We start from the raw sequence: 20479 nt of genomic DNA on the forward strand, positions 1-20479 counted from the left end.
GAGTGGGACACAGTTCACAATCTGGTATACGGATGGCAACGGCAATTACACGTCGAACGCTGGGTTGCTCGCGGCGAGTAGCAACGCTCTGAAGTCTTTCGAAACGAGCTTTCATCAGGATCTGAACGGTGACGGCGTCATTGGCGCCTCGGCTGCACCGCCGGCCGGTGCCATCAAGGTCCCAGGACCATCCAGCTTAGTCCAGGTCGATCATCCGGGCAGCGGTGACATGGATAAGCATAGCTTCGCGGCTGGAAATTTTTCTTTCATCGAAGCGTCGACCTTTGGACTTGCAAATTCTAATGCAGCTGAAACCTTGCCCGCGCTGGTCCCTCTCGCGCCGCACCAAGAGCCCGCCACTTTTTACGAGACGGTTGCTGCCGCCCACGAGACAAACGTCGCGCAGACCACCTTCGATGTGCGCAGCGCCTATTATTTTGACGGTCACCAAGCCGATTTCATTTTGCGCTAACCGAGAGCCCTTAAAGCGGCTTGATGATTTGTATGATGTCACATTTCGAGTTCGCAATTCTCCGAATGTCGACATGAACCTCTATGCAGTTCGCCTTTAGTTTTTGGGTCTCTTCGCCGGAAATCGGCCATGCCCCGTACCTCGTCAGTAGATAAACCGCATAGTCGTGCTCGATATCAGAGACTCCAGTGATGTCTGCGTAGACTGGAGTTCCCGACAATCGAAGCTTCAGATAAAGCGCGAGGGCAAGGGCCGGCTCCCATATTCCGGGCGTGGGGCCGCTGACAAATAGTGCAGGATTACCACCGGCTAACCGTCGCTCGACCAGCTTATGGCCGACGTCTTTGATGGCTTGGTCCGCATCCGAGTTAAACTGGCGCCACAGGTCAACTGACTGCTTGACCATAGGATGCAAGATACCCTGGTTGCTTACCAGCACGGCTAATACAATTGCCGAGGAAAGCATCGCTCCGATGGAAGCATTGGCCCAAATCTTCGGAATCGAGAGGATTGCCAAGCGCTCGCTCAAGACTCCCACGACCAATGCGATAGCAAGCGCCTGCATCAATACGAACGGGAATGCATAACGCATCGAGAGTGCGTCGAATCCGTCGACACCGGCGATTGGGTGGGTGAGAAAGTAGGTTGCGAGGCGCGTTGGCTCCAGCGCAAGGACCAGCAGAAGAAGCGCGTAATGCCTTCGATCCGCCTGGCCCTTCCTGATGAAGTCGATCGCTAACAGAATGACCATGAGAACGGCTGTGACTAAGCCGATAATGCGGAAGACCTGATCTCCGCGCAAATGCATCCGAAAGTCGGAAATGGCGCCCTTGAGCGTGAGTGCTGAAGACGTTTCGCGCACTGTCATCAGGAGAAAAGCAAACACTGCGCAGGCGATCAATCCAGAGAGCAGTCCAAGCCTGACGAGTCGTGGCGCCTGCAAAAAGAGTCCGCAGGAAATCGCCAGGACGGACGCTTCCAGGAGATAGAGCGAGTTAACTTCTTTCAAGATCGAAAACAAAAATGAAGCCATGGCAAGGAGCCAAAGCACATATTTTCCCGAATTGTCGTCTGTTGCGTACTTCCACGCGGACCAAACGACGAGAGCCGCGGCGCAATTGCCTTGGAATTCGGTTGGTCCAAGTCGGGGTATCAAATCGCTCCAACTCTGGTGTCCCATGTAGAGAAGGATGAAAGCGACTGCGGACGGAAGACCAAACGTTCGCAGGAATAGTGCGGCGATCAACATGGTTGTTCCAATGTCGGCCACGTATCTGAAAAGATACCAAAGCCGCATGTTGTCTCCCCATGCGTAAATCTCGATTGCCTTGAGTACATAGTAGCCGGGACGAAACCGTGTGGTCTTCCCGGACTCCAGAAGTTCTCGGTACTCAGGTGTCTGCGCGAGCCAAGTCCCGATCGACCTCAACGAGACGGTACTCCCGCCGTCGAGCGCGAATACGATGTCGTGGTCGTCGACCAGGCTGGGCTTGGCCTGATCAATCATGGGAAGCACGATTTTTGCCAAGCAGGCCATGAGCAGGATCGCGAGAATGAGTAGCGCGGCCCGGCCTTTATTTCCTGACCATCCGGGTTTAAGGCTTGGTCGTTGACTGGTTTCAAAGCGTGCGTTCATAATTCTTCTTCGGTCCCGGTTCCCACAGGTGAGGGCAACCACTGGCGGCTGGCAGGATCCGGCTCTGTCGAGACGGCAAAAACGTCAATTCTTCCAACAATTTTGATTGGCGTCGGGCGGAATACTGTTCTACTTGCAATTGGAGGTTGGTCGCAATGGGAGAGGGCGGGGTTAATTGAATGAAAGTGGTGATCCTGGCAGGAGGTCTGGGCACGCGCATTGCGGAAGAGACGACAACCCGCCCCAAGCCCATGGTCGAGATCGGCGGGCGGCCCATCCTGTGGCACATCATGAAGATCTACAGTCATCATGGCTTCCATGATTTCGTGATCTGCCTCGGCTACAAGGGGTACATGATCAAGGAGTATTTCGCGAACTACTTTCTGCATATGTCGGACGTCACGTTCCATCTGGCCGAAAACCGGATGGAGGTGCACCGCGAGACGGCCGAGCCGTGGCGTGTGACGCTCGTCGATACCGGGGAAGAGACGCAGACCGGCGGCCGATTGAAGCGCGTGCTGCCTTACGTCGCCGACGAGCAGTTCTTTGCTTTGACCTATGGTGACGGCGTGGCCGATATCGATCTTCATGCCGAAATTGCGTTCCACCGGGAGCATGGGCGCAAGGCGACCGTTTCGGTGGTGCGCCCGGCGCGACGGTTCGGCGCGGTGACCATCGAAGGAGATAAGGTCGTCAATTTCGCGGAGAAGCCGCTTGACGATGGCGGCTGGATCAATGGTGGATTTTTCCTGCTGTCGCCTTCGGTCGGCGATCTGATCGCCGGCGATCATACGGTGTGGGAGCGGGATCCGATGGAGCGACTTGCGCGCGGGGACGACCTGCGCGCCTTCGTGCATCATGGCTTCTGGCATCCGATGGATACGTTGCGCGATCGTAATTTCCTGGAAGATGAGTGGGCGAACAACCGCGCTCGTTGGAGGAAGTGGTGACGGACCCGGCGCTCTGGCGCGGCAAGAAGGTCTTCCTGACCGGACATACCGGCTTCAAGGGCGCCTGGATGGCGCTGCTGCTGCGCCGCTTCGGCGCCAGCGTCTACGGTTACGCGCTCCCCCCCACCCACCGATCCTCGCTGTTCGAGGCGGCCAATGTCGCCGGTGACATCAAGCAGCGCCTGGCCGACATCCGCGACCTCGGCACCCTCAGCGCTGCTTTGTCGGAAGCGCAGCCCGAGATCGTCATTCACATGGCTGCGCAGGCATTGGTGCGGCCCTCCTATGAGGAGCCGGTGGAGACCTTCGCGACCAACGTGATGGGTACGGTGCATGTGTTGGAGGCGGCACGGCATCTGCCTTCCGTCCGAGCCGTCCTGATCGTCACCAGCGACAAATGCTACGAGAACGACGGTAGCCAGACCGCCTTCCGCGAGGGCGATCGTCTCGGCGGCAGCGATCCCTACAGCAATAGCAAGGCCTGTGCGGAGCTCGTCGCCCATTCCTATCGCCGGAGCTTCTTTGCGGGGAGCAGCGCGGCGCGTATCGCGACGGCCCGCGCCGGCAACGTCTTCGGCGGCGGCGATTGGGCCCGTGACCGCCTGGTCCCGGATGCGATGCAGGCGTTCATGGACCGGCAGCCGCTGCGGATTCGCAACCCCAATTCGGTGCGGCCCTGGCAGCATGCGCTCGATCCTATCCTGGGCTACCTCACCCTCGTCGAGCGCCTGATGGATGACGCGAGCTTCGCCGAGGGCTGGAACTTCGGTCCGAACGCCGAGAGCGAGCAGCCGGTGCGAAATGTGGTGGAGCATCTGCAGGCGCTATGGGGCGAGGGCGCGCGCTGGGTCAGCGACGACGGTCCGCACCCGCACGAAGCCGCCTTCCTGAGGCTCGACTGCGAGCGAGCCCGCGCGCGGCTGAATTGGTCGCCCCGGCTCGACCTGCTGGGGGGGCTGACTCTCACTGTCGACTGGTACAAGGCGAATCAGCGCGGCGAGGATATGCGCCGGCTCTCACTGGACCAGCTTGAGCGCGTGTTGGCCAGCGATGCCCTGAACGGCACGTCCCAGCCGGTATCCGAAACCACCCGCGGCCTGGCATCCGCGTCCAAGGCGAAGTCATTGACATGAAATCGGCGCCAGCACCCGCAGCGGCGGGTCAACGAAGCCCTGAAGAGATCAGGGCATCGATCATGGATCTGGTGGAGGAATACTCCGCCGTCGCGCATGCGCCCAAAGCGTTCGTCGCCGGCCAGTCGCCCGTGCCGGTATCGGGGCGGGTATTTGATGCCAGCGACGTCAAGTCGCTGGTGGATTCGGCGCTCGATTTCTGGCTGACCACCGGCCGTTTCAACGACGAGTTCCAGCAGAAGCTCGCCAAGCGCGTCGGTGCGCGTTACGCCTTGACTGTCAACTCCGGCTCCTCGGCCAATCTCGTCGCCTTCTCGGCGCTCACCTCGCCCCTGCTGCGCGACCGCCAGGTGACGGCGGGCAGCGAGGTGATCACGGCCGCAACCGGCTTTCCGACGACCGTCAATCCGGCGATCACGCAAGGCATGGTGCCGGTGTTCGTCGACGTCGACATCCCCACCTACAACATCGTGCCCGAGCTGATCGAAGAGGCGATCACGCCGAAGACGCGCGCCATCATGGTGGCGCATACGCTCGGCAATCCGTTCGATCTCGGCAAGATCGCCGACATCGCCAAGCGCCACAAGCTCTGGCTGATCGAGGATTGCTGCGACGCGCTCGGAGCTACATATTCCGGCCGTCACGTCGGGACGTTCGGCGACATCGGCACGCTTAGCTTCTATCCCGCGCACCACATCACGATGGGCGAGGGCGGCGCGGTATTCACGAGCCATCCTGGCCTGCGCCGCGCGATGGAGACGTTCCGCGACTGGGGACGCGACTGCTATTGCGATCCGGGCAAGGACAACACCTGCCAGCGCCGCTTCGATTGGCAGCTCGGCGAGCTGCCCTACGGTTATGACCACAAGTACATCTACAGCCATCTCGGCTTCAATCTGAAGATCACCGACATGCAGGCGGCCGTCGGCGTCGCCCAGCTCGACCATCTCGAGGGCTTCATTGCCGCGCGGCGGCGGAATTTCGGTCTTCTGAAGAACGGGCTCAAGGCGCTCGAGGAGTTCTTCATCCTGCCCGAGCCGACGCCGAACAGTGAGCCGTCCTGGTTTGGCTTCGTGCTGACGCTCCGCCCCAGTGCGCCGTTCACGCGCGACGCCATCGTGCGTCATCTGAACGAACGCGGGATCGGCACGCGCCTGCTGTTCGCTGGCAATCTCGTGCGGCAGCCCTACATGATCGGACGGAATTTCCACGTGCACGGCTCGCTCGCCAACAGCGACACGATCATGAACCAGACGTTCTGGATCGGTGTCTATCCGGGCCTCGCTGACGAGCATATCGACTACGTGCTCGAGATCATCCGGGAGTTTTGCGCGGCAAAGGCTCGTGGCGCCAAAGGCGGGGAATGAGGCGATGAACGGAGCGCAATACATCGCGGAGTTTCTCGCGCGGGTCGGAAGCGACCGGGTTTTCCTGCTGACGGGAGGCGCCTGCGCGTTCATGATCGATGCGGTCGCGGAGCACCCGAAGCTTCACTACACCTGCTTCCAGCACGAGCAAGGCGCGGCGATGGCCGCCGATGCGCTGTGGCGCGTCAACCGCAAGGTCGGCGTGACCCTGGCGACGTCCGGCCCGGGAGCGACCAACCTCATCACCGGCGTCGCGACCTCCCATTTCGATTCCATTCCGTCGCTGCACATCACCGGCCAGGTCAACCAGCGCGAAAGCAGTGCATTCCACGGCGCCCATGTGCGCCAGGCGGGTTTCCAGGAAACCCGGATCGTGGAGATGGTCCGCCCTGTCACCAAATACGCGGTGATGGTCAGTAGCCCCGAGGAACTGCGCAAGGAGCTCGCCAAGGCCTATTCAATCGCAACCTCGGGCCGCATGGGCCCAGTTCTGATCGACGTGCCCATGGACATCCAGCAGGTCGAGGTGGGGGACGAGATCCTGCTTCCCTCCCGGATGCCCGAGCCGACGGAGGATCCGGCGAAGGTCCTGTCGGACCTGAAGAGGACGCTGGCCGAGGCGAAGCGTCCAGTGGTGCTCTGGGGCGGGGGAATCGGTCTTGCCGGCGTGGAGCGGGAGGTCGCCGACTGGCTGCGGCAGAGCGGCCTGCCATTCGTGTCCAGCTGGGCCGGCCTCAGCTATTTCGATCACGATCACCCGGGCTTTGTCGGGCAGATCGGCGTCTACGGCAATCGCGGCTCGAATTTCGTGCTGCAGAACGCGGACGCCGTACTGGTGCTCGGCAGCCGGCTCGACAATCGCCAGCGTACCGGCAACACCAAGCAGTTTGCGGTGGGTGCCACCGTCCATGTCGTTGACGTCGACAAGGAGGAACTCGCCAAATATCGCAACGACGGCTACCGCATCAGCCATCTCGACTTCGCCGAACTGCCCAACGTGCTGCGCGGGCTCGATCTCCAGCCGCTGAGCCAGGAATGGGGCAGCTATGTCGCCGAGATGAAGCAGCGCTACTACCACAAGGAGGTCAGCACCTCGGCGGCACGGCTGAACTCGTTGTCCCCCTATGACGTCATCCGTCGCGTCAACGAGATCATTGCCGAGGACGCGATCGTCATCGGCGATACCGGCGCTGCGGTGTGCTGGCTCTACCAGGCCTTCAAGGTGAAGCGACACACGTTGTTCAATCCCGGCGGCAACTCGCCGATGGGCTATGCGCTGCCGGCCGCGATCGGCGCCAAGATCGACCGCCCCGATCGCCAGGTCATCTCCTACAATGGCGATGGCGGTTTTCACCTCAACATCCAGGAATTACAGACCGTCCGGCACAACAATCTCGACATCGCGATCATCGTCATGAACAATGGGTCGTACGGGATCATCAAGCAGTTCCAGGACAGCTACATGCACGGCCGCTACAGCGCCTCGCGCGACGGCCTGAGCTTTCCGGATTTTGGGGCGTTGGCGGCGGCCTACGGCCTGCGCTATGCGCGTGTCGAGAGGCTCGACCAGATCGATCCGGCGTTGTTCACGGGCGGACCGATCGTGATCGACGTGATGCTGAGCGAGCACACGCTGATCGAGCCCAAGCTCGAGATGGGGCGTCCCATCAACGATCAGTTCCCTTATTTGAGCGAAAGCGAATACGCGTCGGGCAATCGCTTCGTCGACTATCCAAGACCGGCCTCGCTGCGAACCGTATAAGGGGCGCGGGTCCGTTACCAAAGCACTGGCGGGGATCGCGATGCGCATATTCGTGACGGGCGCCACGGGCTTTCTGGGGTCCTATGTTGCAGAAGACCTGCTCGCGCGGGGACACGACGTTGCGGTGCTGCTGCGGCCAGGCACCAGCCCATGGCGGCTGGTGGCCAGCCTGGACCGCTTGACCGTCATCGCGGGCACGCTGGAGGAATTGGGCGCCCTTGGGCGAGAACTCGTCGCCTTTGCGCCGGATGCCGTGGTGCACATGGCCTGGCGCGGGGTGGGCAACCGCGAGCGCAATAGCAAGGAGCAGGCCCGCAACATCGTCGATGCCGTGGAGCTGGCTGACCTCGCGGCGGACGCGGGGGCAACGGTCTTCGTCGGCGCGGGCTCACAGGCCGAATACGGTCCTTACAATCGCGCCATCTCGGAAGAAGACGCGCCGCACCCCACGACGCTCTACGGCGTCGCCAAGCTGGCGAGCGGGCTGATGGTCGCGCGCCGCTGCGCCGAGCGCGGACAGCGCTTTGCCTGGCTGCGCATCTTCTCGACCTATGGCCCCAAGGACGGGGATGCATGGCTGATTCCGAGCCTGATCCGGACCCTGCGCGCCGGCGGCCACATGGCTCTGACGGCCTGCGAGCAGCGCTGGGGTTTCCTCCATGCCCGCGATGCCGCGGCGGCCGTTCGTTTGGTGCTGACGAGCCCGGCGGCGCAGGGCATCTACAATCTCGGCAATCCCGAGGCGCCGCAGCTTCGCGAGACGGTTTCGCACCTGCACGAGCTGATCGGGGCCGGCGACCTCGGCTTCGGCGAGGTGCCGTACCGGCCGGATCAGGTCATGGTGCTAGCCGCGGACATGAGGCGGCTTGGGGCCCTGGGCTGGCGTCCGATGGTCGAGCTCGACCAAGGATTGCGCGACACGCTGGCTTGGCACGCGGCCGCCGAGCCTTGCGCAACGTAAGTCTCAGGGTTCTCGCGGCGCGTCGAAATTGACCCGCTCGCGCTCGAATACGACGGGTTTTTTTCGGACCTGGCCGTAGATGGCGAGGATATATTCCCCGATCATGCCCATGAAGAACAGCTGGACGCCGCCGAAGAAGAACATTGCGACGATCAGGGTGAGGATGCCGGGATCGGCGAGGCGCTGGTACAGGATCAGGCCGAGCAGCAGGTTGATCACGGCATAGGCGATGCTCACGAAAGACAACGCGAAGCCAGCATAGAGGCCGAACCGCAGCGGCGCCGAAGTGAACGAGACCAGGCCGTTGATCCCCTGGTCGATGAGCGCCGCCGCGCGATTCTTTGACAGCCCCTTCTTGCGCGCGCGCCAGGTGTATGGCACGCCGACGGCGCGGCCGCCGCATTCGAAGGTCATCATCCGCATGAAAGGATGTCCGTCGCGAACCTGCCGCATCCGCTCGACGACGCCACGATCGACGAGCTGAAAGTCACCGACGCCCGGCGGCACCTTGATTTCGGAGAAGCGAGTCAGCAGGCGATAATAGGCGTTGCGGACGCTGCGCATCAGCCGCCCTTCTTCCCGGACTGCACGGATGCCGTAGACTATCTCGTTGCCCTCTTCCCACAGCTTCACGAACTCGGGCAACAACTCCGGGGGATCCTGGAGGTCGGCAGGCATGAACAGGAGCACGGCGTCGCCGCTCGACGCCATCACGCCGTTGAACGTGTTGCGCAGGGGACCGAAATTGCGAGCGTTGACGATGATGCGCACCGATGGGTCGGCGGCGGCGATGCCGCGCAGGATTTTCACCGTGCGGTCGTCGGAAGCATTGTCGCAAAAAATGTGCTCGCGCCGATAGCCCTGAAGCTTCTCGTCGAAGATCCTCCTGACCGCCTCGTAGCAGTCCCGGACATTGACCTCTTCGTTGAAGCAAGGGGTTACGACGCTGATTGTTTTCACGAGGTGATCTCAGTAAGGCGAAGGGGACAGGATATTGCCTTTCAATAGAACATAGATGCCTCGATCAATCGTGCAAAGCAGCAACTCCGACGAAGCGGCAGTTTACGAGAATTATCGTTGGAGTTGCGATCCCTTGGACACAGCCGATGGCCCGGAAAGGTCAGCCGCGCGAGAACCAGAGCCGCGCGCGGAGTATTCGAGTCGATGACCAATCGCCAGCAGCTTGCTCTCGATCAAAATGTAGGAAGCCTTAGAATACAGAAGGGTGACTAACATTGCCAGAACCAACAAGAACGCATCGGACATCGATTTCAGCTCTTCTCTTTTTCCAACCACTGTGAAAGCCAGTCCTATGAACAGCGGATGAACCAGGTAGGCAGTGTACGAAATCGCGCCGAGCGCACGTAAGAATCCAAGGCGAAGCGCCGCGCTGAGCCGGGAGTTCGAATTCGTCAAGATCGTCGCAAGCGTCAGTGAATATAGGACCGTCAGGTAGGTGTGGCCCCAATAGTACATCGTTGTCCCAGGGCTCCAATGCAGGGCAACAAGGAAGAAGGGGATGAATGCCGCAAAGGTGCCGTTGACCTTCATCAGCGTCGAGCGATGCGCGATCATCGTTCGCCAGAGATGCGCATCACGACAAGCTAAGGCCAGCATGCCGCCAGCACAAAGGCCATCCAGCCTAAGGAAAGTCGCGACATATGGTGCAAAGGCATTTTGCGGATAGAGCAGGAAACAAGCTGCTCTGGCCAAGATCGAGCCTGTTCCTATGCAAATGAGCAGAGGAAACAGATGCCGCCGCGGGATCAAATAGACGATTACGGGAAAGATGATATAGAACTGCTCTTCGATCGCGACCGACCAGGTGACGGACGCGCCACCAGGTCCCCAATTGTTCAATTTGATGATGTACCAGTTTTGCGTGAAGGTCGCGTAGCTCCACCATGGAATCTGATGGCCAAAATAGTACCCTGCCGGCAAGAGGGCCGTCAGAATCCAAAAAACAATGAGGAGCATTGCGTAGGGGGGCAGGATCCTTAGCGCACGTCGGGCGAAGAAGACATGGAAGTAGTTATCTGCATCCCGACGATCGACCAATATTCCGATAATCAAAAATCCGGACAAAACGAAGAACAGGTCGACACCGGTGCGTCCGAAAATGACTGTCCCGCTCACGAGCTTCAAAAGAACAGTCGTCTGAGGAAGGAGGGCGCCGATGAAGTGCCACAGCAAGACAAGGAGAACGGCGAGGCCTCTGAGGCCATCGATTTCGGCGATACGAATATCCGATCGGGGCACATCGCTTCTGGAATGGGAGCCTTCGAGCAAAGGATGCGTCCGTACGGTATGGCCGGGGGGGCGAATCGTCCTAACGACGGTTCGCGGGAGCGTTTCTCAAACGCTAATGCTCGCTTCCCCGGCGCGGGTCAAGCGCGGTAACGCAACTTCTCCGCCGCGCCCGCGACCTCGCCGGTGAGGCTCTAACCTATTGATTTAATGTGCAAAGCCAAATTGGCGAACTGTGCCAGTTCCCTTGCGCTGACCGGTGGGAAGCTGATAATAACCCGCATCGATCGGGCTTGGGCGCCCGATTGGGACCAGCTTCTATCAATTGATCAGGGAATATCGCAGGCATGATCAGAATTGGCCTGCTTGGCTGTGGGCGCATAGCCAAGCGTCACGCCGATTTGTTGAGCGGCGGGCACATCAAGGGTGCCGTGCTGGCGGCCGTCTGCGACGAAGTCCCGGAGCGCGCCAATCAATTCGCCAGCAGGTACGCGGTTCCGGGGTTTCACAACCTCACGGATTTTCTCGGTCGGACCGATATGGATGTTGTTTCCGTTCTGACGCCGAGCGGATTGCATGCGCCGCATGCGATCGAGGTCGCGAAGGCGGGAAAGCACGTCATTGTCGAAAAGCCCATGGCTCTGCGGCTGGCGGATGCCGATGCGATGATTGAGGCTTGCGATGTCGCTGGCGTAAAGCTGTTCGTGGTGAAGCAGAACCGCTTCAACGTCCCGGTGGTGAAGGCCCGCGAGGCGCTGCTGGCCGGCAGGTTCGGCAAGTTGATTCTGGGTACCGTACGTGTGCGATGGTGCCGGGATCAGTCCTATTACGATCAGGACAAATGGCGTGGGACCTGGGCCTACGACGGCGGAGTTCTTGCCAACCAGGCCAGCCATCACGTCGATATGCTCGAATGGTTCTTCGGCGATGTTGTCAGCGTACATGCGCGAGCCGCCACGGCGCTCGTGAACATCGAGGCGGAGGACACGGCCGTCGCGACCTTGAGATTTCGCAACGGCGCCTTGGGGGTCATCGAGGCTACGACCGCCGTGCGGCCGAAGGATCTGGAAGGCTCGCTCTCGATCCTCGGCGAGAAGGGCACGGTGGAGATTGCGGGGTTCGCGGTCAACAAGATCCGGCATTGGCAATTTCGTGACGAGCTGCCTTCCGACGCGGATGTGATGGAAAACTTTTCGGTCAATCCTCCCAACGTGTACGGGTTCGGGCATCAGGCCTACTACGAGCATGTCGTCGATTGCTTGAGCAACCAAGGCCCGGCGCTGGTCGATGGGCTCGAGGGGCGCAAGAGCCTCGAACTCATCTCGGCTCTCTACGAATCGATCGAGACCGGCAAGGAGGTCGAGCTCCACTTCAATCCGAAGCGGTGCCGGTTGGGCGAGACATCATGATCTTGCCAACCGTCAACGAGGTTGACGTCCGCGACGTGACGTTCGGATTGCGGGTCAAGATCGTTCAGCCGTGCAACCTCTACGGTTGCGAGATCGGGGATGATTGCTTTATCGGGCCGTTCACGGAAATCCAGAAGACGGCCAGGATCGGGGCCAGGACGCGCGTGCAGTCCCACGCCTTTGTTTGCGAGTTGGTGACCATCGGTGAAGACTGCTTCATCGGTCATGGAGCCGTCTTCATCAACGACACTTTCTCGATCGGCGGGCCTGCCCGGGGCGACAAGGAGCTTTGGCACGCGACCGTTGTGGGCGATCGGGTATCGATCGGTTCGAACGCCACGATCCTTCCCGTCCGGATCTGCGACGATGTCGTCGTTGGAGCCGGGGCTGTCGTGACCCGCGATATCACCGTGCCCGGCTTTTACGTGGGAAATCCCGCCCGAAGGCTGGTCCGGAAATAGAACAGGCAGCTGTGACTGAGGGGACGCTATGAACGTACCGTTTGCGGATCTCAATCTTCAATATCAGACCATCAAGGACGAGATCGACCAGGCGATCGCTTCGGTCATCCGCGACAGCGCCTTCATCCGCGGGCCCTATGTCGATGCCTTCGAACAGGAGTTTGCCGAAGCGATCGGCGTAGGCCACTGTGTATCCTGCGCAAACGGCACCGACGCGCTCTACATCGCGCTTCGCGCGCTCGGCGTCACAGCCGGCGCCGAAGTCATCACCACCGCGCATTCGTGGGTCAGCACGTCATCCATGATCACCCATAGCGGCGCCGACGTGGTGTTCTGCGATACCGATGCGCGTACCTTCACGATCGATCCGGTTGCGATCGAAAGCGCGATCACGCCGCGCACCGTCGGCATAATCCCGGTTCACCTCTACGGACAGCCCGCGGACATGGATGCCATCATGGCGATCGCCCGCAAGCACAAGCTTTGGGTCCTGGAAGACTGTGCGCAGGCTCATTTGGCGCGGTACAGGGGACAGCAGGTCGGCACCTTCGGGGATGTCGCGACGTTCTCCTTCTATCCCGGCAAGAATCTCGGCGCGATGGGCGACGCCGGCGCCATCGTGACTAACGATGCCGCCCTTGCCAGCCGCATGGCCAAGATCGCGCGGCACGGCGGACTGACCAAGCATCAGCATGAGATCGAGGGAATCAACAGCCGGCTGGACGGTCTGCAGGCTGCGATCCTGTCGGCGAAGCTGCGGCACCTCTCGGACTGGACCAAGGCGCGCAGGGCGGCCGCCGCGATCTATGATGCCGGTCTGAACCAGATCGAGGATCTGATCGTGCCCTATGTCGCGGCCGCGCGAGAGCACGTCTATCACCTGTATACGATTCAGTATCCACGCCGCGACGAACTGGCCCGGCACCTGAACGCAAACGGTGTCCAGACGGCGGTCAACTATCCGACCGCCTTGCCGTTCCTTCAGAGCTACGAACGCCTGCATTTGCGACCGGAGCAGTTCCCGAACGCCCATCGCCATCAAAGCCGCATTCTCTCGCTGCCAATGTTCGCCGAGATCACGCCTGAACAGCAGAGCGCTGTCATTGATCTGGTGGCGAAGTTTGGCCAGTCCTAAACCATCCAATCGCCTGGGCAGATCTCTGATCGCGGCGGGATTTGGTCCCCTCGCGTCGCAGGCGTTTGCGATCGCCCTTCTGCCGGTGCTATTTCGTCTTTACGCCCCCGCCGATTTCGGCATATGGGCGGCTATCCAGGCGGCGGCGGTCACCGCGGGCTCGCTGCTCTCCTTTCGCTTTGACCTCGGCCTGGTAATCGAGCGCGACTCCGCGGCTGCGAGTGATCTTTTTTTTGCGATCGTTTGCGTCGTTTGCGCGGTGGCTCTGGTGCTCGGCTTCCTCCTCGTCCTCTCCATGGGCTCTCTTCGGGAATTCGGCATCGGGCCGCTGCCTGCGGCGCTGGGGTGGGGTTGGCTCGCTCTCGTCGGGCTCGGGGTCGCATGCCAGGCCTGGCTGATGCGCGAAGGCGCATTTGCCCAGATCTCGACGGGGGCCGTGGTGAATGCGATCGTGGCCAATCTCGTCCAGCTCGGCGGCGCTCTGAGCGGTGACGGCGCGTGGCTGGTGATCGGGAGCGTCATTGGACAGGCCGCCGCGACGCTCTTCTATGCGCGCTGCGTGCGGCGCTCCGCCGGGGCGCCCCTCCGGCCGGTGAATACGCGCGCAATGATCGCCGCGCTGGCGTCCAACAGGCGCTTCCTGCAGTTCTCGCTGCCTTTCACGGTGCTCTCCCTGCTGCGCGAGCGCGCGCCGATCTTCATCGCGGGCGCGTTCGGAACCGCCGCACAGGTCGGCCTTTACAGCCAGGCCTGGAGATTGACGCATCTTCCATCAGCTTTCACGAGCGCGGCCTTGAGGCCGGTGTTCTTTCATCGCGCGGCGACCGAAGGCCTTACCGCGCAAGGCCCGGCGATCGACCGGATCATGCGCTGGCTGCTCGTTGTCAGCAGTCCGTGGATCGCTCTGCTGGTGTTCGGAGGCGATACGCTGTTCGAGATCGTGCTCGGGCCGCGATGGCAGGGTGTAGGCGGGCTCTCGGCGATCCTCGTCGTGCCTGCATCGCTCTTCATGATGACGAACTGGATGGACCGGCTTCTCGATTCGATCGGCCGGCAAGACCTCAATCTCAAGCTCGAGGCGGTTGCCGCGATCAGCTCCGTCGGCTGTCTGTGGGCCGTGCTTGCATCCGGGTGCTCCCTGCCGGAGGCCGTGGCCCTGCAAAGCGTTGCGTTGACTCTCAGCTATCTTGCGATCCTCTGGATTTGCTATGGTGCGGCCGGGTGGAGCACCGCGAGACTGCTGAAATCCTTCGCCGTCGCCTGCATCCTCGGCGCGGCGGTCTCTGCTGTCCTTGCAGCGCTAGCGCGCTTTCTCGAACCTGTCGCGGTGATTGCGTTAGGCGTCCTGCTGGCTGGTATGATAAGTGCCTTCGCCCTATTGATGGCAAGGAGGGAATTGCGATGATTACCATCGTCGATTACGGAGTGGGGAATCCCGGCGCCCTCGTGAACATGTTGGAGTTCATCGGCTACGAGGCACGAATAACCAATCAGCCCTCGGCCATCCTCGAAGCCAGTCACCTGTTGCTGCCCGGTGTCGGCGCGTTCGACGCCGCCATGCAAAGACTGCGCGATTCCAACCTCATTCCCGCGCTCGAAAGCGCGGCCCTTGTCCGGAAAACCCCGTTGCTGGGCGTCTGCCTTGGGATGCAGCTGCTCGGGCGGGGCAGCGAGGAGGGCTCCTCGGCAGGACTGGGCTGGGTTCCAGCGGCTTCGGTTCGGATGCGGCCCGATTCCGCTCTCAAGCTCAAGGTGCCGTTCATGGGATGGGCGGACATCGAGGCCATGCCGAATGCCAAGTTGTTTGCTGGTGAGGGCCAATTCCGCTTCTACTTCACCCACAGCTATCGCATGGAATGCGACCATGCCGGCGACGTGGCGGCGACTTACCAGTTCGATCAGCCGGTCGTCTGCTCGGTGCAACACGATAATATTTACGGTGTGCAATTCCATCCCGAAAAGAGCCATCGGTTCGGCATGGCGCTGCTCCGCAATTTCGTCGAGAGAGCCGCAGGATGAGATCCCGCGTCGTTCCGGTCCTGCTGTTCGATAGCCGCCGCCGCCTCGTCAAGACGCGCCGTTTCGGCGAGCCAGTCTATGTCGGCGATCCCTTCAACGTCATTCGCATCTTCAACGAAAAGGAGGTCGACGAGATCTGCGTGCTCGACATCAACGCCTCGGTCGAGCAAAGACGGCCGGATGTCGGCTTCATCCGTGAGCTTGCGAGCGAGTGCTTCATGCCCATGAGCTATGGCGGCGGCGTCACGTCGGTTGCGGACGTGTCCCCCATCTTCGCGGCCGGCGTCGAGAAGGTTGTTCTTGGTCGCGCCGGTACGCAGACACACGTGATCCGGTCGATTGCCGACGAATTCGGATCCCAGGCCGTGACGGTCTGTGTCGATTGCAAGCACACGCAAGAGGGATGGCGGACTGCGATCGACCGCGGTCGCGTCGTGACGGATCTCGATCCAATCAAGCTGGCGCAGTTGGCTGAAGCCGCCGGTGCCGGCGAAATCCTCTTGCAAAACATCGATCGCGATGGCGAGCGCAGCGGTTACGATCTTGCACTCATCTCCGACGTGTCCAGGGCCGTCGAGCTTCCCCTGATGGCGATAGGAGGTGCGGGCGAACTCCGGCATCTGGCCGAAGGACTCGGCGCTGGTGCATCGGCCGTGGCCTCCGGCAGCACCTTCATATTCTACGGACGCCTGCGGGCAGTCCTCATCACGTATCCTTCTGCGGCTGATATCGAGCAGATGCGCGCGAACATGCGAGAGGATGCCGATGCTGCAGAGTAGCCGACGATATCAGGTCTGTTCGATCTGCGTGATGGATAACAACAATCCCGGCGTGACGTTCGACGAAACCGGCCAATGCATCTGCTGTCGGGATGCCATCGCGCGCAAGCCGCATGAATGGTGGCCGACCAAGGAGGGACGCGCCAGGCTCGAGAAAACCGTCAATAACATCAAACAGGAGATGGCAGGCAAACCCTACGATGTCATGATCGGGTTGAGCGGCGGCGTGGATAGCGCCTATCTTGCACACTTTCTCAAGCGCGAGCTCAATCTTCGGATGCTGGCCGTTCATGTCGACGGGGGCTGGAATACGGAGGCGGCCGTCCGCAATATTGAGAAGATCGTCAGGCAGCTCGACATCGATCTCTACACCTATGTGGTGGAGTGGGAGGAAATGCGCGATCTGCAACTGGCGTATCTGCGCGCCTCCGTTCTCAACCAGGACACGCCACAAGACCACGCATTCTTCTCGACTCTCTACAGGCTCGCTCACCGGTACGGTCAGCGCTATTTCATGAACGGCGTCAACTTCAGCAGTGAGAGCATCCACATCCCTGACGGCGGGTACCCCGCCATGGACGGACGCAACGTTCGCGCCATTCACAAGGCGCATGGAACGGCCCGGCTGCGGACATTTCCCCTCATGGGAACACTCCAATATCTGTGGTTGGTGCGCGTCCGCGGGCAGGTTCAGATCCTCAAGCCCCTGAACTACCTCCCCTACGATAAGGAAGCCGCAAAGCGCCTGCTGATGGATGAATACGGCTTTGTCGACTATGGCAGCAAGCACCAGGAGAGCCGCTTCACCAAGTTCTACCAGGAGATCTACCTGCCGACCCGCTATTCCTTCGACAAGCGGCGGCTTCACTATTCTGCGCTGATCGTGGCGGGGCAGATGACACGCGACGAAGCGCTGGCGCAGCTTCAGCAGCCCTTGGTCACGAAGGAGCAGGCCGCTCGCGACAAGCGCTTTATCGCCAAGAAGCTGGGAATAACGGTGAGCGAGCTGGAACGACTCGTCGCCCTGCCGTCGGTTCAGCACGAGAGCTTCGCAAACAACGCCTTGCTGTACCGGCTGAACCACTCTCTCAAAAGACTGCGAGCAGGGAGGCGATGATGGTTGTCGCGAGCTATGCGATTGCGACGCTGGCGATGATCGGCGCCGCGGCCTATCTGATCTTCCGCTGCGACAGGTTTGTCTCCGCATCGACGATGCTGCTCGGCTTCCTGCTCCTGGTTTATGGCCCCGCCTACCTGCTCTATATGCTCTGGCGCATTCCGATCTCGGCCGTGGACAAGCAGATCTCGCAGTCCGTGCATTTTCCGGAAATCACGGTCGCCTTGAATTTATCGATCGGTTTGATGTTTGTCGCGGTGGTTGCCGGGATCGAGCTGGTCAATCGGCTCATGCCGGCTGCGGTCAAGAGCGCGCGCGATGGGCTGAAGAATTGGAGCCATCAGCCCCTGGCCAGGGCTCCGGGAGAAATGTGGCTGCTGGGCATCGGTCTGGTGCTGGCGGTTTTCATGCTCTGGATCTCATACCGGGAGCATCACTTGCAGATCCTGCTCGGCTACCTCTCGACGCCGGGTGACGAGTTTGCCAAGATCGTTTATCGCCAGCAGAATGGCGGAAGCAGGGTCTACCTATTCAATCTGGTGACGGGCACCATCGCGCCGATGATCATCGTGTGGGCCGGGCTGGTTGCCTGGGGGCGGCGCTCGTGGATCCTGGGCGCTGTCACCGTGCTGCTTCTGGCCGCGACGATCCTCGGCAAGCTCGAGACGCTCAACAAGGCGCCGATCGTACTGTTCGTCCTGCAATTGCTGTTGGTCGGTTATCTTCTTTTCCGCAACAATCTCGATTGGCGCGTATGCCTTCTCGGGGTCGGCGTCGCATTCCTGATATTCATCCCGATCTTCATGATCGCAATTCCGGGCATGCAGCCGAGTGAAGCGTTCGAATTTTTCTACTACCGCGCTTTCGATTTTTCGAATGCCGCATTGATGGAGTACTGGGGCGCGATTCCGTGGCGGCTGGATCACATGTGGGGAGGCAATTTGCGCGTGCTGTCTGCGATTGTCGGTTGGAAGTGGCAGCCTTCGTACGACCTCGTTGCAAGACTGTGGAGATCTGTTGATGGAACCCACACAACGGCGATGTTTATCGCCGACGCGTGGGCGGACTTTTCCTATCTCGGGGTGGTCATCTACTCACTCGTGGTCGGCGCCCTATGCAGATGGATCGACCTGTCGCTGCTAAGGATGGGAAAGTCGGCGATGACTCTGGCGGTCCTCGCGGCGTCGTTTATAGGCATTTACAATCTCATGATTTCCGCGCTTCCGACTTCCATCGTGACTGGTGGATTGGGTTTGCCGCTTGCAGTGGCTGTGATCCAGCAGTTGAGCCGTTACTGGCAGCGAGCGAAGCCGGGTGGTCATTCAGCGGACGCAGTCGAGATCAAGGGGAGGAGTTGATGCCGGGCTCTATTCCTGTGCGGATTGTCGATGCTCTCTTAGGTTGGAAAAGCTGGAGATCGAGGTCCGTCACGCGCGGAAGCGACACCTCGGTGGATTGGCGCCGGTTGCGCGGTGTGTCGGGCAATCGACTTCAGATTGGTGGAGGCTCTATCGTTCACGCGAATATCATATTTGAAAATCAGGGAGGCGAGGTTCGCATCGGCGACCGCAGCTATCTCGGGCTGTCGACTTTGATTTGCTTTCGCAACATCGCCATCGGGGACGACGTTCTGGTTTCTTGGGGCGCTACTATCGTTGACCACGATTCGCACAGCCTGGAATGGGATTTGCGTCGAAGCGACGTTCGCGACTGGGCCCGGAATCGCAAGGACTGGACACACGTGCCCAGTGCGCCGATCGTGATCGGCGACAAGGCTTGGATCGGATTCAACGTCACGATCCTCAAGGGAGTAACGATCGGAGAGGGGGCCGTTGTCGCCGCGTGTTCGGTGGTTACACGCGACGTTCCTCCTCGTGCTCTCGTTGCGGGCAACCCGGCCCGTATCATCCGGATGCTTGACGCCGAGGACAGGATCCAACCGTCGCAATGAAGATATTTCAGAACAACGGTCTTTCGAGAGGCTTTCGCAGTCATCGGCCAAAGTCGCACGGGTCCACGTTCAGCCAGCAGATCTCTAGCTTCCTTCACAGTCGGTTTGCAGCGTTGCACATCCTGCTTCCGGTGCTCGAAGGAGATCCATTGGCATTCTACACGAACGGCGATGATGACCAATTGCAGTGCGCTTGGGCACGTGAGCATGGGGTTCGGACGAGTGACCTGACAGAGATACTGTTGGCGCAGATCGAAGAGCACAATACCGAAGTGTTTTATAACTTGGATCCCATGTTGTATGGATCCGATTTCGTAAAGAGACTGCCCGGATGTGTGAGACGCGCCATCTGCTGGCGGGCGGCACCTTCGGGCAACGTCGATCTCTCTGGATACGATCTCGTAATATGCAATTTTCCTTCAATCCTCAGGGATTGGGAGGACAGAGGATGTCGGACTGCGTATTTCGCGCCGGCATGTGATCCGGCGATGAGTGAGTATGCCGGTCGGGCGGTCAGATCGTTGGACCTCGTGTTCGTCGGAGGATTTTCTCGTCATCATGTTGCAAGGACGGCCGCTTTGAAGGAGGCTGCGTCTCTTGAGGGCGTTCGAATGAGTTTTCACCTTGAAGAAGGACGCTTGGCGCGTCTAGCCAACGCGCTTCCGTTTGTTCCCGTTCTTGGCAAGCACGCATATCCTCGTCGGGTACGAGAACTCACGGCCGGGCCGGTGTACGGACGTGAAATGTACGCTCGATTTGCAAATTCGCGTATAGTTCTGAACGGAGCGGTCGATATGGCCGGTTCTGATCGCGGGAACATGCGGTGCTTTGAAGCGACCGGCTGTGGTTCAGTTCTCCTGACGGATGCTGGAAACTACCCAGATGGCTTTATCGATGGTAAGACAATGGTGACCTATTCTTCGCCCGATCAGATTCCTGATCTGGTCCGTCGACTTCTGTCCGACCCGGCTTGGGCCTCGTCGATTGCTGAGGCCGGCAACAGCATGGTCCAAACCAAGTATAGCAAACAGCGCCAATGGATTCGATTTCAAGAATTGATCGCGGGATGATCTTCGCCTC

General features: G+C 60.4%; 18 protein-coding genes and 1 pseudogene. 16 read left to right on the forward strand and 3 right to left on the reverse strand.

The annotated features are described in order from the left end of the window. A pseudogene (locus RPS27_RS23555) lies at positions 1-472 on the forward strand (hypothetical protein); the annotation flags it as partial. A 10-nt stretch (positions 473-482) separates the two neighbouring features. On the opposite strand, the gene RPS27_RS23560 reads toward RPS27_RS23555, so the two are convergent. Continuing rightward, a complete protein-coding gene (locus RPS27_RS23560; protein WP_313754580.1) occupies positions 483-2108 on the reverse strand; it encodes a hypothetical protein in 1626 nt (541 codons plus the stop codon). A gap of 179 nt (positions 2109-2287) precedes the next feature. Here RPS27_RS23560 and rfbF point away from each other — a divergent pair, with 179 nt between their 5' ends. From rfbF to RPS27_RS23585, 5 genes are read left to right on the forward strand one after another with little or no spacing between them, the layout of a single operon-like run. After that, on the forward strand, positions 2288-3058 hold the full coding sequence (rfbF, locus tag RPS27_RS23565) for a glucose-1-phosphate cytidylyltransferase (protein WP_313754581.1): 771 nt from the start codon (positions 2288-2290) through the stop codon (positions 3056-3058). Beyond that, the gene (gene rfbG / locus RPS27_RS23570; RefSeq protein WP_313754582.1) at positions 3055-4191 is read left to right on the forward strand and encodes a CDP-glucose 4,6-dehydratase; all 1137 of its coding nucleotides are present in this window, start codon (positions 3055-3057) and stop codon (positions 4189-4191) included. The genes rfbF and rfbG overlap by 4 nt, the downstream gene beginning before the upstream one ends. Next, positions 4188-5558, forward strand: a complete 1371-nt coding sequence (gene rfbH / locus RPS27_RS23575) for a lipopolysaccharide biosynthesis protein RfbH (protein ID WP_313754583.1) — start codon at positions 4188-4190, stop codon at positions 5556-5558. The genes rfbG and rfbH overlap by 4 nt, the downstream gene beginning before the upstream one ends. A 4-nt stretch (positions 5559-5562) precedes the next feature. After that, positions 5563-7320 (forward strand): thiamine pyrophosphate-binding protein, encoded by a 1758-nt coding sequence (locus RPS27_RS23580; protein ID WP_313754584.1) that lies wholly within the window; start codon positions 5563-5565, stop codon positions 7318-7320. A gap of 40 nt (positions 7321-7360) precedes the next feature. After that, a complete protein-coding gene (locus tag RPS27_RS23585) occupies positions 7361-8281 on the forward strand; it encodes an NAD(P)-dependent oxidoreductase (protein ID WP_313754585.1) in 921 nt (306 codons plus the stop codon). Between the two features lie 3 nt (positions 8282-8284). On the opposite strand, the gene RPS27_RS23590 is transcribed toward RPS27_RS23585, so the two are convergent. Both RPS27_RS23590 and RPS27_RS23595 read right to left on the reverse strand, forming a co-directional pair. Next, positions 8285-9241: a glycosyltransferase family 2 protein gene (locus RPS27_RS23590; RefSeq protein WP_313754586.1), complete on the reverse strand. Its 957-nt coding sequence runs from the start codon at positions 9239-9241 to the stop codon at positions 8285-8287. Positions 9242-9352: 111 nt separating this feature from the next. Beyond that, positions 9353-10570, reverse strand: coding sequence for an acyltransferase (locus RPS27_RS23595; protein ID WP_313754587.1), 1218 nt, complete (start codon positions 10568-10570; stop codon positions 9353-9355). A gap of 305 nt (positions 10571-10875) precedes the next feature. Between RPS27_RS23595 and RPS27_RS23600 the strand changes: the two genes are divergently transcribed. The 10 genes from RPS27_RS23600 to RPS27_RS23645 all read left to right on the forward strand — a co-directional run bounded on the left by RPS27_RS23600 (position 10876) and on the right by RPS27_RS23645 (position 20469). Beyond that, on the forward strand, positions 10876-11937 hold the full coding sequence (locus RPS27_RS23600) for a Gfo/Idh/MocA family oxidoreductase (RefSeq protein WP_313754588.1): 1062 nt from the start codon (positions 10876-10878) through the stop codon (positions 11935-11937). Beyond that, positions 11934-12398 carry an acyltransferase gene (locus RPS27_RS23605; RefSeq protein ID WP_313754589.1) on the forward strand — a complete coding sequence of 155 codons (465 nt, stop codon included), beginning with the start codon at positions 11934-11936 and terminating at the stop codon, positions 12396-12398. The genes RPS27_RS23600 and RPS27_RS23605 overlap by 4 nt, the downstream gene beginning before the upstream one ends. 28 nt (positions 12399-12426) lie before the next feature. Continuing rightward, complete coding sequence (locus RPS27_RS23610) at positions 12427-13533, forward strand: DegT/DnrJ/EryC1/StrS family aminotransferase (RefSeq protein WP_313754590.1); 1107 nt, start codon at positions 12427-12429, stop codon at positions 13531-13533. Next, positions 13520-14938 (forward strand): oligosaccharide flippase family protein, encoded by a 1419-nt coding sequence (locus tag RPS27_RS23615; RefSeq protein ID WP_313754591.1) that lies wholly within the window; start codon positions 13520-13522, stop codon positions 14936-14938. Before RPS27_RS23610 ends, RPS27_RS23615 begins: the two co-directional genes overlap by 14 nt. After that, on the forward strand, positions 14935-15552 hold the full coding sequence (hisH, locus tag RPS27_RS23620; RefSeq protein ID WP_313754592.1) for an imidazole glycerol phosphate synthase subunit HisH: 618 nt from the start codon (positions 14935-14937) through the stop codon (positions 15550-15552). Before RPS27_RS23615 ends, hisH begins: the two co-directional genes overlap by 4 nt. Beyond that, complete coding sequence (locus RPS27_RS23625) at positions 15549-16331, forward strand: HisA/HisF-related TIM barrel protein (RefSeq protein ID WP_313754593.1); 783 nt, start codon at positions 15549-15551, stop codon at positions 16329-16331. Before hisH ends, RPS27_RS23625 begins: the two co-directional genes overlap by 4 nt. Beyond that, positions 16318-17448: an N-acetyl sugar amidotransferase gene (locus RPS27_RS23630; protein WP_313754594.1), complete on the forward strand. Its 1131-nt coding sequence runs from the start codon at positions 16318-16320 to the stop codon at positions 17446-17448. The genes RPS27_RS23625 and RPS27_RS23630 overlap by 14 nt, the downstream gene beginning before the upstream one ends. Then, positions 17445-18806 carry a hypothetical protein gene (locus RPS27_RS23635; RefSeq protein ID WP_313754595.1) on the forward strand — a complete coding sequence of 454 codons (1362 nt, stop codon included), beginning with the start codon at positions 17445-17447 and terminating at the stop codon, positions 18804-18806. The genes RPS27_RS23630 and RPS27_RS23635 overlap by 4 nt, the downstream gene beginning before the upstream one ends. After that, complete coding sequence (locus tag RPS27_RS23640; protein ID WP_313754596.1) at positions 18806-19399, forward strand: acyltransferase; 594 nt, start codon at positions 18806-18808, stop codon at positions 19397-19399. Before RPS27_RS23635 ends, RPS27_RS23640 begins: the two co-directional genes overlap by 1 nt. Positions 19400-19548: 149 nt before the next feature. Next, positions 19549-20469 (forward strand): glycosyltransferase, encoded by a 921-nt coding sequence (locus tag RPS27_RS23645; RefSeq protein ID WP_313754597.1) that lies wholly within the window; start codon positions 19549-19551, stop codon positions 20467-20469. Positions 20470-20479: the final 10 nt, after the last annotated feature.

Origin of the sequence: Bradyrhizobium sp. WYCCWR 12699 (assembly GCF_032144035.1) — a bacterium.
Lineage (GTDB): Bacteria > Pseudomonadota > Alphaproteobacteria > Rhizobiales > Xanthobacteraceae > Bradyrhizobium.